5 protein-coding genes, 2 tRNA genes and 3 rRNA genes are annotated in these 12601 nt (G+C 56.7%); 9 read left to right on the top strand and 1 reads right to left on the bottom strand.

Annotated features, from left to right (window positions below; translation table 11 throughout):
- Positions 1–71: 71 nt before the first annotated feature.
- From RO07_RS22580 to RO07_RS22550, 7 genes are all read left to right on the top strand, one after another.
- Positions 72–872 (top strand): basic amino acid ABC transporter substrate-binding protein, encoded by an 801-nt coding sequence (locus RO07_RS22580; protein ID WP_039406062.1) that lies wholly within the window; start codon positions 72–74, stop codon positions 870–872.
- Between the two features lie 552 nt (positions 873–1424).
- Positions 1425–2957 (top strand): 16S ribosomal RNA (locus RO07_RS22575).
- A gap of 64 nt (positions 2958–3021) precedes the next feature.
- Positions 3022–3098: transfer RNA gene (locus RO07_RS22570), tRNA-Ile, on the top strand.
- 50 nt (positions 3099–3148) lie between these two features.
- Positions 3149–3224: transfer RNA gene (locus RO07_RS22565), tRNA-Ala, on the top strand.
- A gap of 293 nt (positions 3225–3517) precedes the next feature.
- A 23S ribosomal RNA gene (locus RO07_RS22560) occupies positions 3518–6395 on the top strand.
- 123 nt (positions 6396–6518) lie between these two features.
- Positions 6519–6631: ribosomal RNA gene (rrf, locus tag RO07_RS22555) — 5S ribosomal RNA — on the top strand.
- Together the 16S, 23S and 5S rRNA genes with 2 tRNA genes alongside form the textbook arrangement of a ribosomal RNA operon.
- Positions 6632–6812: 181 nt before the next feature.
- Positions 6813–7652 carry a DUF3047 domain-containing protein gene (locus RO07_RS22550; RefSeq protein ID WP_147284592.1) on the top strand — a complete coding sequence of 280 codons (840 nt, stop codon included), beginning with the start codon at positions 6813–6815 and terminating at the stop codon, positions 7650–7652.
- 97 nt (positions 7653–7749) lie between these two features.
- Here RO07_RS22550 and RO07_RS22545 read toward each other — a convergent pair whose 3' ends face one another.
- Positions 7750–8946: a M20 aminoacylase family protein gene (locus RO07_RS22545; RefSeq protein WP_039406059.1), complete on the bottom strand. Its 1197-nt coding sequence runs from the start codon at positions 8944–8946 to the stop codon at positions 7750–7752.
- Positions 8947–9170: 224 nt separating this feature from the next.
- Here RO07_RS22545 and RO07_RS22540 point away from each other — a divergent pair, with 224 nt between their 5' ends.
- Together RO07_RS22540 and RO07_RS22535 are read left to right on the top strand one after the other, a co-directional pair.
- Entirely contained in the window at positions 9171–11246 is a 2076-nt protein-coding gene (locus RO07_RS22540) for a molybdopterin-containing oxidoreductase family protein (protein ID WP_039406051.1), read from the top strand.
- Positions 11247–11393: 147 nt separating this feature from the next.
- The gene (locus RO07_RS22535) at positions 11394–12473 is read left to right on the top strand and encodes an aminopeptidase (protein ID WP_039413329.1); all 1080 of its coding nucleotides are present in this window, start codon (positions 11394–11396) and stop codon (positions 12471–12473) included.
- Positions 12474–12601 lie beyond the last annotated feature (128 nt).

The following is a 12601-nucleotide window of genomic DNA, read 5'->3' as shown; positions in this document are numbered from 1 at the left end:
AACTGCGGTGGCCTCCTTTTTGGAGGCCGTCCTGTGATAGTCTGCCGGTTTTTTCAGCAAGGGGCGAAACGATGTCGATCAACCGACGTGCATTTGCGCTGGCCTTGGTAGTGGCCTCCGGGCTGCTGTTGGGTGCCTGCGGGAAGAATGAAGAATCGGCTGCAGGCCGGTCGGTCGGGCCCCAGGGCTCGCAACCTGTGTACGTCGTCGGCTCGGACGCTGCCTACGCGCCGTTCGAGTTCGAAACCGATACCCGTCAGATCGCCGGTTTCGATATCGATGTGATGAAGGCCGTCGCCGATAAGGCGGGCATCTCCATCCGGTTCATCAATACGCCTTTCGAGGGAATCTTCAACTCGCTGGTGCAGGGCGACAGGGATATTCTGATTTCCGCGATCACCATCACGGATGAGCGTAGCAAGCAAATGGATTTCTCGACACCTTACTTCGAGGCGTCGCAGCTCATCGCCGTACCGGTCAACTCGACCGTGCAGAAGTTCGATGACCTGAAGTCGCTGAAGGTCGGTGTGCAGACGGCGACGACGGGTGACGAAGTCGTGCAGAAGCTCATGGGCAAGAACAATCCGGCCGTGAAGCGCTTCGAAGGCACGCCGCTCGCGATGAAGGAGCTCGAGGCAGGAGGCGTCGACGCCGTGGTGGCCGACAACGGCGTGGTGGTGAACTTCATCGCGAATAATCCGAACGCCAAGCTTCGTACGGTTGCGGACAGCAACTTCCCGAAGGAGTACTACGGCATCGCCGTGCGCAAGGGGGATGCCGAACTGCTCGCGAAGATCAACAAGGGGATCGATGCGATCAAGGCCGACGGCACGTACGACACCATCTACGAGCGCTACTTCGGCAAGAAGTAAGCGTGGCGAACGACCGGTGTGGTAGCGAAAAAGCCCCGTCTCGACGGGGTTTTTTCATGGGTTTTCAAAATAGTTTCACAAAGGGCTTGCGCGGCTTCGGGGTTTTCACTAATATCTCGTCTCTCGCAACGACGGCGCCGCAGCGCAAGCGGTGGGGCGGTTGAAGCGAATGGGCTGAAAAGCCCGGTGGTTGCAGGATTTTGAGCGGGTGAGTGGCTACGGCGACGAACGGAAAGCGCGAAAAAAACTGTTGACGACGACGAGGATGTGCGACATAATCTCACTTCTCTGCTGCTGATGCAGCGACGCAGAAAACGAAGCGATGGCGCGGTAAGTTGGCGACTCGCAAAGTGGCTGCGATTGATCTTTAAAAATTGAACAACCGATAAGTGTGGGCACTCGATGAATGGTGCGTCTGCTTCGGCAGATCAGCTTTAAATTTATTGAGGCTCACATAGTAAAAGGTAAGTTGAGCAATTAACTTGTCAGCCTACTTTGAGAGCGACCGGTTCTAGCGATTTATCGCGAAAAACCGAAAACAGTAACAGGTTTGAACTGAAGAGTTTGATCCTGGCTCAGATTGAACGCTGGCGGCATGCCTTACACATGCAAGTCGAACGGCAGCACGGGTGCTTGCACCTGGTGGCGAGTGGCGAACGGGTGAGTAATACATCGGAACGTACCTTGTAGTGGGGGATAGCTCGGCGAAAGCCGGATTAATACCGCATACGCTCTGAGGAGGAAAGCGGGGGACCTTCGGGCCTCGCGCTACAAGAGCGGCCGATGTCAGATTAGCTAGTTGGTGGGGTAAAAGCCTACCAAGGCGACGATCTGTAGCTGGTCTGAGAGGACGACCAGCCACACTGGGACTGAGACACGGCCCAGACTCCTACGGGAGGCAGCAGTGGGGAATTTTGGACAATGGGCGCAAGCCTGATCCAGCAATGCCGCGTGTGTGAAGAAGGCCTTCGGGTTGTAAAGCACTTTTGTCCGGAAAGAAAACCTCTGGGTTAATACCTCGGGGGGATGACGGTACCGGAAGAATAAGCACCGGCTAACTACGTGCCAGCAGCCGCGGTAATACGTAGGGTGCGAGCGTTAATCGGAATTACTGGGCGTAAAGCGTGCGCAGGCGGTTTTGTAAGACGGATGTGAAATCCCCGGGCTTAACCTGGGAACTGCATTCGTGACTGCAAGGCTAGAGTATGGCAGAGGGGGGTAGAATTCCACGTGTAGCAGTGAAATGCGTAGAGATGTGGAGGAATACCGATGGCGAAGGCAGCCCCCTGGGCCAATACTGACGCTCATGCACGAAAGCGTGGGGAGCAAACAGGATTAGATACCCTGGTAGTCCACGCCCTAAACGATGTCAACTAGTTGTTGGGGATTCATTTCCTTAGTAACGTAGCTAACGCGTGAAGTTGACCGCCTGGGGAGTACGGTCGCAAGATTAAAACTCAAAGGAATTGACGGGGACCCGCACAAGCGGTGGATGATGTGGATTAATTCGATGCAACGCGAAAAACCTTACCTACCCTTGACATGTACGGAATCCTGCTGAGAGGTGGGAGTGCTCGAAAGAGAGCCGTAACACAGGTGCTGCATGGCTGTCGTCAGCTCGTGTCGTGAGATGTTGGGTTAAGTCCCGCAACGAGCGCAACCCTTGTCCTTAGTTGCTACGCAAGAGCACTCTAAGGAGACTGCCGGTGACAAACCGGAGGAAGGTGGGGATGACGTCAAGTCCTCATGGCCCTTATGGGTAGGGCTTCACACGTCATACAATGGTCGGTACAGAGGGCTGCCAAACCGCGAGGTGGAGCTAACCCCAGAAAACCGATCGTAGTCCGGATCGCAGTCTGCAACTCGACTGCGTGAAGCTGGAATCGCTAGTAATCGCGGATCAGCATGTCGCGGTGAATACGTTCCCGGGTCTTGTACACACCGCCCGTCACACCATGGGAGTGGGTTTTGCCAGAAGTAGGTAGCCTAACCGCAAGGAGGGCGCTTACCACGGCAGGATTCATGACTGGGGTGAAGTCGTAACAAGGTAGCCGTAGGGGAACCTGCGGCTGGATCACCTCCTTTCTAGAGCATGCACTGGAAGTTGAGTGTTCACGCTTATCGGTTGTTGACTGCGTAGATCTAAGTCGGGTCTGTAGCTCAGGTGGTTAGAGCACCGTCTTGATAAGGCGGGGGTCGAAGGTTCAAGTCCTTCCAGACCCACCAAGCTTTACACCACCGCCTGACCAAGTCGAGTAGTGGTAATCGGCTTGATTGGGGGATTAGCTCAGCTGGGAGAGCACCTGCTTTGCAAGCAGGGGGTCGTCGGTTCGATCCCGTCATCCTCCACCAAAATCTTAGATCGCATCGATGTCAGTCAAAAGCTTTTACGTCTGTAGTAAATCCCCAAGAGATTTCACGTGAATGTTTTTGAATGACAGTTATGTCATGCAGTATTTGCTCTTTAACAATTTGGAAGAAGAAGTAGTACAACGGAAGCGCGTTAGAGATGGCGCGTGGAAATTGTACGGGTTGTGATTGTATCAACCAGTATTTAAGTGATCGAAAGATGACTTGGAATACGGCACAACGCGAAAACTCAGCCTATAGCGAATGTCCTGCACAGCAAGACACACTCGTTATAGGGTCAAGCGAATAAGTGCATGTGGTGGATGCCTTGGCGATTACAGGCGACGAAGGACGCGATAGCCTGCGAAAAGTTGTGGGGAGCTGGCAAATAAGCATTGATCCACAAATGTCCGAATGGGGAAACCCGGCCCTTTGGGTCATCCTAGACTGAATCCATAGGTCTAGCGAAGCGAACGCGGCGAACTGAAACATCTAAGTAGCTGCAGGAAAAGAAATCAACCGAGATTCCCAAAGTAGTGGCGAGCGAAATGGGACCAGCCTTCAAGATTTAGCACCGGTGTTATCAGAACGGAATGGAAAGTCCGGCCATAGTGGGTGATAGCCCCGTATGAGAAAACCCTGGTGTGGAACTAAGCTTGAGAAAAGTAGGGCGGGACACGTGAAATCCTGTCTGAAGATGGGGGGACCATCCTCCAAGGCTAAATACTCGTAATCGACCGATAGTGAACCAGTACCGTGAGGGAAAGGCGAAAAGAACCCCGGGAGGGGAGTGAAATAGATCCTGAAACCGCATGCATACAAACAGTCGGAGCCTCGTAAGGGGTGACGGCGTACCTTTTGTATAATGGGTCAGCGACTTACATTCAGTGGCGAGCTTAACCGAATAGGGAAGGCGTAGCGAAAGCGAGTCCGAATAGGGCGTTCAGTCGCTGGGTGTAGACCCGAAACCAAGTGATCTATCCATGGCCAGGTTGAAGGTGCGGTAACACGTACTGGAGGACCGAACCCACTAACGTTGAAAAGTTAGGGGATGAGCTGTGGATAGGGGTGAAAGGCTAAACAAACTTGGAAATAGCTGGTTCTCTCCGAAAACTATTTAGGTAGTGCCTCGTGTATCACCTTCGGGGGTAGAGCACTGTCATGGTTGAGGGGTCCATTGCGGATTACCTCGCCATAGCAAACTCCGAATACCGAAGAGTGCAATCACGGGAGACAGACATCGGGTGCTAACGTCCGGTGTCAAGAGGGAAACAACCCAGACCGCCAGCTAAGGTCCCTAAATATTGCTAAGTGGGAAACGAAGTGGGAAGGCTAAAACAGTCAGGAGGTTGGCTTAGAAGCAGCCACCCTTTAAAGAAAGCGTAATAGCTCACTGATCGAGTCGTCCTGCGCGGAAGATGTAACGGGGCTAAGCAATATACCGAAGCTGCGGATGCGAGCTTGCTCGCATGGTAGGAGAGCGTTCTGTAAGCCTGTGAAGGTGACTTGTAAAGGTTGCTGGAGGTATCAGAAGTGCGAATGCTGACATGAGTAGCGATAAAGGGGGTGAAAGGCCCCCTCGCCGTAAGCCCAAGGTTTCCTACGCAACGTTCATCGGCGTAGGGTGAGTCGGCCCCTAAGGCGAGGCAGAGATGCGTAGCTGATGGGAAGCAGGTTAATATTCCTGCACCGTCGTATGATGCGATGGGGGGACGGATCGCGGAAGGTTGTCCGGGTGTTGGAAGTCCCGGTCCCTGCAGTGGAGAAGGCGCTTAGGCAAATCCGGGCGCGTAATTCAAGGCTGTGGGGCGAGCGAACTAGTTCGCGAAGCAATTGGAAGTGGTTCCAAGAAAAGCCTCTAAGCTTCAGTCATACGAGACCGTACCGCAAACCGACACAGGTGGGCGAGATGAGTATTCTAAGGCGCTTGAGAGAACTCGGGAGAAGGAACTCGGCAAATTGGTACCGTAACTTCGGGATAAGGTACGCCCTTGTAGCTTGACTGGCCTGCGCCAGAAGGGTGAAGGGGTTGCAATAAACTGGTGGCTGCGACTGTTTAATAAAAACACAGCACTCTGCAAACACGAAAGTGGACGTATAGGGTGTGACGCCTGCCCGGTGCCGGAAGATTAAATGATGGGGTGCAAGCTCTTGATTGAAGTCCCGGTAAACGGCGGCCGTAACTATAACGGTCCTAAGGTAGCGAAATTCCTTGTCGGGTAAGTTCCGACCTGCACGAATGGCGTAACGATGGCCACACTGTCTCCTCCCGAGACTCAGCGAAGTTGAAGTGTTTGTGATGATGCAATCTACCCGCGGCTAGACGGAAAGACCCCATGAACCTTTACTGTAGCTTTGCATTGGACTTTGAACCGGTCTGTGTAGGATAGGTGGGAGGCTTTGAAGCAGGAACGCTAGTTTCTGTGGAGCCGTCCTTGAAATACCACCCTGGCTTGTTTGAGGTTCTAACCTAGGTCCGTGATCCGGATCGGGGACAGTGCATGGTAGGCAGTTTGACTGGGGCGGTCTCCTCCCAAAGTGTAACGGAGGAGTACGAAGGTACGCTAGGTACGGTCGGAAATCGTGCTGATAGTGCAATGGCAAAAGCGTGCTTAACTGCGAGACTGACAAGTCGAGCAGGTGCGAAAGCAGGTCATAGTGATCCGGTGGTTCTGTATGGAAGGGCCATCGCTCAACGGATAAAAGGTACTCTGGGGATAACAGGCTGATACCGCCCAAGAGTTCATATCGACGGCGGTGTTTGGCACCTCGATGTCGGCTCATCTCATCCTGGGGCTGTAGCCGGTCCCAAGGGTATGGCTGTTCGCCATTTAAAGAGGTACGTGAGCTGGGTTTAAAACGTCGTGAGACAGTTTGGTCCCTATCTGCCGTGGGCGTTGGAAGTTTGAAGGGGGCTGCTCCTAGTACGAGAGGACCGGAGTGGACGAACCTCTGGTGTACCGGTTGTCACGCCAGTGGCATCGCCGGGTAGCTATGTTCGGAAGAGATAACCGCTGAAAGCATCTAAGCGGGAAACTCGCCTTAAGATGAGACTTCCCTGGGAACTCGATTCCCCTTAAGGGTCGTTCAAGACCAGGACGTTGATAGGTCAGGTGTGGAAGCGCAGTAATGCGTTAAGCTAACTGATACTAATTGCCCGTGAGGCTTGATCCTATAACCAGTGTGTTTTCCTGGTGTGAGTATCGCTGTGCCGATACCAGTCACAACCCAATACGTTGTACTACGCTTCTTCCGAATTGGTTTCGCTGAGCGCCTCAGCGGAACATACAAGTTATGCCTGATGACCATAGCGAGTTGGAACCACCCCTTCCCATCCCGAACAGGACCGTGAAACGACTCCACGCCGATGATAGTGCGGATTCCCGTGTGAAAGTAGGTAATCGTCAGGCTCCCCTTAAAAACCCCTTGCTACACGCGTAGTAAGGGGTTTTTGCTTTGTGCAGCCGAAAAAGGTGGTTCTATTTTGTGTTGTTTCACCGTCAGGAAGTGAAATCCCCCGTAGATGGACGTTCGCTTCTCGCATAGCATTTGGCCACGGGGTTAGTTGCAGTTCGTGGAGCAAAGCGGGTGGTGAATTCAATTCAAATCAAACGCCATGCAACGTGGCGTACCGGCAAGATGTACGTCATTGCCGCCTTGGTGACTGCGGGGATTGGCGGGTGCGCTTCCCCGAGTTCGAAGGACAGCCAGACGATTGCCAAAGTCGTGTCTGCGCACAACGACGATATCGCTCCACTGTCTGCCGCAGTATCCCCTGATGGACTGCCTCCGCATTGGGAAGCCTATCTTGTCACTCGCAACAAGCGCCTGACGACCTACGAGCAGATATCGGATGACGATGGCATAGCCGTCATTCATGCTCAAGTCGATGAGTCGGCTTCCGGCATTGCTCAAAAGCTGGATATCCCCATCCATACCGGCGCAAAACTGACGTGGCGTTGGCGTGCCGATGCTTTACCCACCGATGCGGACATCCGTACGAAGCGTTTCGACGATGCTCCCGTCCGCATCGCCCTCGCTTTTGACGGAGACCCTGCGAAGTTGACTATGCAGGATCATCTCCATCGCGAATTGGCTCGCCTGGTGAGTGGCCGTGAACTTCCTTATGCGACGCTGGTGTATACCTGGGGCGACAGGCAGTTCTCGAAGGACGAGGTCATCGCGAATCCCTATACCGGGCGTATCCGATCCGTGGTCGTCGAGCGCGGCGACGCAAATCTCGGCAAATGGCTGATCTACTCGCGAGATATTGCCAAGGACTATGAGAGAGCCTTCGGTGAGCCGGCAGGACGACTGATCGGCATCGCGATCATGAGTGATGGTGATAACACTCGATCCAAATATACGGCGTGGTATGGCGATATCCGCCTGGATGCTGACGCAATCCCTACAACAACGGCTGCGAAATAGTGTCTATTCGCTATTAACTTGTTGTTCGGAAGCGAAAAAGCCGGCAAATCGTTTGCCGGCTTTCTTATTCGACTCGCTGAAACGTTGTTCGAACGCCTTACCGATCCCGACCGAAATACGTCTCGACCAGTTTGACCCAATAAGTGCCTCCGAGCGGCAGCAGGTCATCGTTGAAGTCGTAGCTCGCATTGTGCAGGTTGCACGGACCGAGACCGTGGCCGCTGTCGCGGTGCGTACCGTCACCGTTACCGATGAAAACATATGCCCCGGGCTTTTCCAGCAGCATGAACGAGAAGTCTTCCGCGCCCATCGTCGGCTCGACTTTGTCGTTGACGTTCTCGTCGCCCACGACTTCACGCATGACGTCCGCACACAGGGCCGCCATGGCGGGATCGTTGATGGTCGGAGGGTAATTGCGGTGGAATTCGATGTTAGCCGTGCAACCGAGGCCCTTTGCCACGAATTCCGAAACTTCGCGCAGCCGCGACTCGATCAGGTCCAGCACCTCGATCGAGAACGTGCGAATCGTGCCCCCGAGCCAGGCTTCGTCGGGCACGACATTGGTCGTGTCGCCGGCGTGGATCTGGGTAATGGATAGCACGGCCGCATCGATCGGACGCTTGTTACGCGTGATGATGCTCTGCAGCGCCTGTGCTACCTGCACTGCCGCGATCACGGGATCGATGCCGGCATGCGGAATGCCCGCATGGGTCCCCTTACCGCGCAGCGTGATCTTGAATTCGTTGCTCGACGCCATCATCGGACCGGGCGTCACGGCGAATGTGCCGCTCGGCACGCCTGGCCAGTTGTGCATGCCGAAAACGGCCTGCATCGGGAAGCGCTCGAACAGGCCATCCTTGATCATTTCGCGTGCACCGCCACCGCCTTCTTCCGCCGGTTGGAAGATCAGATAGACGGTCCCGTCGAAATTGCGATGCTTCTGAAGATATTGCGCCGCAGCAAGCAGCATGGCCGTGTGTCCGTCGTGGCCGCATGCGTGCATCTTGCCCTCATGCTTCGACGCGTGTTCGAACGTATTGGCTTCGTGGATAGGCAGCGCGTCCATGTCGGCGCGAAGTCCAATCGCGCGGTCGCTGGTGCCATTCTTGATAATGCCGACGACGCCGGTCGTCCCGAGTCCGCGGTGGATGGGGATACCCCACTTGGTGAGCGTATCGGCAACGACGTCTGACGTCCGTTTCTCTTCGAAGCAGAGTTCCGGATGAGCATGAATGTCACGTCGGATGGATTGAATTTCGCCGCGAGCGGCGTCGATTTCTGGAATGAGCTTCATGACGGGGTTTCCTGCGGAGCGCAATGGCTCATCTTACCTCTAATGGGCAGGTCTGGCACTCCAGTAGGAATCGGTCGAATCGGTCGAGCCGCACTCAGGAATCTGCCTAAAAAAACGCGCTGACGTCAAGTGTGGCGGGGTAGGGCGCGAACGAACGTAATACAATAGCGCCAACGTCCCATTGTCCCCGGACGTCATATTTCCGTAGAGAAAAGGAGTCGTTGATGACGACCGATGCCCACGTCGTCCGGGCCGCTTGCCCGCATGACTGTCCGGATACGTGCGCGCTGCACGTCACGGTGGAGAACGGCGTTGCGATCAAGGTTCAGGGGGATCCTGACCATCCGACGACCAAGGGCGTGTTGTGCACGAAAGTCGCGCGCTACACCGAACGAACTTATCACCGGGATCGTCTGCTGCATCCACTCAAGCGCGTCGGTCCGAAAGGGAGCGGCCAATTCGTGCGGGTGAGTTGGGACGAAGCCCTCGACGAGATCGCGACTCGGCTGGGCGCCATCGCGGCACGCGAGCCCGAGGCGATCCTGCCGTACAGCTACGCTGGCACGATGGGGTTTGTGCAAGGCGAGTCGATGGCGGCGCGATTCTTCAACAGGATCGGTGCGTCGGATCTCGATCGTACGATCTGTGCGAGCGCTGGCGCGGCCGGCATGCGTTACACGTACGGTGCAGGCGTGGGCATGCACGTCGAGCATTTCGTCGACAGCAAGCTGATTCTGATCTGGGGCAGCAATCCGATCACTTCGAGCGTGCATTTCTGGGCGATTGCGCAGGAGGCGAAGCGCCGCGGCGCGAAGCTCATCGCCATCGATCCCTATCGTTCGCTGACCGCGGAAAAGTGCCATCAACACATTGCGTTGCTCCCGGGCACCGATGCCGCACTCGCGCTTGGCATGATGCACGTTCTGATCTCCGAAGATCTGGTCGATCACGAGTACATTGCACGCCACACGGTGGGGTATGCGCAACTCAAGGAGCGCGTGCGACGCTATACCCCTTCGCGCGTCGCGGAGATCTGCGGGATCGGTGAGGAAACGATCATCGCGCTTGCCCGGGAATACGCCAGCGCCAAACCTGCTGCGATCCGGCTCAATTACGGCATGCAGCGTGTCCGGGGTGGTGGCCAGGCGACGCGTGCGATCGCTTGCCTGCCTGCGCTGATCGGTGCCTGGCGCGATCCGGCGGGCGGATTGCTGATGTCGACGTCGGGTTTTGCGCCGGTTGACGCCGTGGCGCAAGCGCGTCCGGATTTGCGCCCGAGGCAGGACCGGCCGGCGCGCGTGGTCAACATGAGTGCTATTGGGGATGCACTGTGCCATCCTGGTGACGGAACCTTCGGACCGAAGATCGAGGCGCTGGTTGTCTATAACAGCAACCCGGTCGCCGTCGCCCCCGAGTCGGGCAAAGTCGCCGCCGGCTTCGGGCGCGAGGATTTGTTCACGGTGGTGCTGGAGCACTTCCAGACCGATACCGCCGACTATGCCGATTTCGTGCTGCCGGCCACGACGCAACTCGAGCATCTCGACATCCACAAGGCGTACGGTCACACCTATCTGCTTGCCAACAACCCGGCTATCGCCCCGCTGGGCGAGGCGAAACCCAATTCGGAAATCTTCCGTCTGCTGGCGAAGCGGATGGGCTGGCAAGAGCCATGCTTCTCCGACACCGATGACGAGCTCGCGGCCCAGTCCATCCGCTGGAACGACGCCCGCATGGCCGGCAGTAGTTGGGAGCAATTGAAGCGCGACGGCTGGATTCGTTATGATCTTCCCGAGGCGCCGTTTGCGAACGGTCAGTTCTACACACCTTCGGGAAAGTGCGAGTTCTATTCCGAGCGGATGCTGGAGGAAGGCTTCGATCCGTTGCCGGACTGGGTGCCGCCCTACGAGTCTGCCGCCAGCAATCCAACGTTGGCCGAGCGTTACCCGTTGGCGATGATTTCGCCGCCGGCGCGCAACTTCCTCAATTCGAGCTTCGTGAACGTCGATAGTCTGCGTGCCTCCGTTGGCGAGCCGACGCTGGACATCCATCCGTCGGACGCCGCCCCGCGCGGTATTGCGGATGGCGCGGGCGTGCGGATCTTCAACGACCGGGGCACGTTGAATGCGAAGGCTCGGGTCACGGAGCGGGCGCGGGAGGGCGTGGTCGTCGGCCTGTCGATCTGGTGGAAGAAGCTTGCGCCGGACGGCAAGAACGCCAATGAGGTCACGAGTCAGCAACTCACCGACCTTGGGCGCGCCCCGACTTTCTATGACTGTCTCGTCGACGTGGCACCGTTATAGCCGACATGCGCTAACTCGGGCCGGCACGGGCCATAAGTCGGCCAACACCTGGAAATTGCGCCGGAGGCGTTCGTGATGGCCCTTCCGTCCATGATGTCGGTGATCTCCGCGCCTCTGGAGCGGCGGCTGCGTCGCGTGCTCACAGCGATGGCGACCGGTGCGCTGTTGCTTGGCGTTGCCGGCTGCAGCCAGATCGGATACTACGCGCAGTCCATCAACGGGCACTTCACGATGCTGCATGAGGCGCAGCCGGTGTCCGACCTGCTGGCCGACCCGTCGCTCGATCCGCGTCTGCGCATGCGTCTCGTCGAGGCCGAGCAGATCCGAAGCTATGCCGTATCGGCGCTTGGCGAACCGGACAATGGCAGCTACCGCAGCTATGCTGACCTGAAACGGCCCTTCGTCGTCTACAACGTGTTTGCCGCGCCTCCGCTATCCCTCAAGCTCCATGAGTCGTGCTTTCTGGTAGTCGGTTGCGTCGAATATCGTGGGTACTACTCGCGTGAATCGGCCGATGCATACGCCGCGGAGTTGCATCGCGACGGGTGGGAGACGTTTGTCGCAGGTATACCTGCCTATTCGACGCTCGGATATTTCGACGATCCGCTGCTCAATACCTTTATCTATCTCCCGCGCGCGGAAGTTGCCCGCATGATCTTCCACGAACTCGCGCATCAGATTCTGTTCGTCCGGGGAGACACTGCGTTCAACGAGTCGTTTGCCGTGACAGTGGAGACCGTGGGCGTGCGTCGTTGGTTAAGCGAGCATCCCGACGCCGCCATCGAGTATGGGCGTTACGATGCGCATCGGCGGCAATTCCGCAAGCTGGTCGACGGCTATCGGAAACGTCTGGAAGCGCTGTACGCCAGCGCCGTGCCGGATGCCGACAAGATCGCGCAGAAAGATGCCTTGTTCGCCGCGATGCGCGCGGACTACGACGCCATAAAGGCATCGTGGGGAGGATACAAGGGCTTCGATCCATGGTTCGCCAGTGACCTGAATAACGCGAAAATCGGCTCTTTCGTGGCCTATAACCGGTGGGTCCCTGCGTTCATGGCGCTGCTCGCGCAGGAGCACGACGATTTGCCAAAATTCTATGTCGCGGTCAAAGCCATGTCGAAACGACCGGAAGCCGAGCGCAACGCCGCACTCACCGCGTTGGATCGAACGCCAGCGGCGTTGGCGGCAAGAGCGCAGCTCGATACGCCGATACAGGCTGGACGATAACGAGCGGTGGCAGGGGGAAGCAAGACTAGGGGGGGGCTAGTTGGGCCAGTGGGACGGGCACCTTGAGGAGAATCGCTGAAAGCGAGAAATGCGGGACTGAGAATGGGCGAGCGGGTGTCACCCTGCAC

Origin of the sequence: Pandoraea pulmonicola, assembly GCF_000815105.2 — a bacterium.
In the GTDB taxonomy this organism is placed as follows: domain Bacteria; phylum Pseudomonadota; class Gammaproteobacteria; order Burkholderiales; family Burkholderiaceae; genus Pandoraea; species Pandoraea pulmonicola.
This window is presented reverse-complemented; position numbering and strand designations above follow the sequence as displayed.